Annotated in this window: 1 protein-coding gene and 1 pseudogene; both read right to left on the reverse strand. The window is 57.5% G+C overall.

Annotated features, from left to right (window positions below):
- Positions 1-182: pseudogene (locus tag ACQRD3_RS13580) on the reverse strand (IS5 family transposase); the annotation flags it as partial.
- On the reverse strand, positions 157-381 hold a 225-nt coding region (locus ACQRD3_RS13585), incomplete at its 5' end, for a transposase (protein ID WP_427781750.1). The pseudogene ACQRD3_RS13580 and the gene ACQRD3_RS13585, both read right to left, overlap by 26 nt.

Consider the following 381-nt stretch of genomic DNA (forward strand, 5'->3'; position numbering starts at 1 on the left):
GCACTCCCGCCGATTCTGACCTTTTTCAGCAGTTCAACAGCGTGAACCGAATCGTGGTCATTTCCAGCGGAGAGCAGGAACTCCACCGGGTTTCCCAGACCGTCTACGACAGCGTGGAGTTTTGTGTTCCACCCGCCTTTGGTACGGCCAACCGCCTTATCCGCCGTTTTTTTCCCCGCCATTTGCGCTTTCATGCACCTTTACGCAAGTGGAGTCCATGCTCAGGTTCTCCATATCCGCGTCCGCAGACAGTGTGTGGAATACCGCTTCCAGAGTGCCGTCATCCCGCCATTTGGCGAATCGGGCGTATATAGACTGCCAAGGGCCATAGGTCTCCGGCAGCTCACGCCACTGCGCACCGCTCCGGACGATCCAGAGCAT

Source organism: Candidatus Pseudoscillospira sp. SGI.172 (genome assembly GCF_050313575.1).
In the GTDB taxonomy this organism is placed as follows: Bacteria; Bacillota; Clostridia; order Oscillospirales; family Oscillospiraceae; genus Vermiculatibacterium.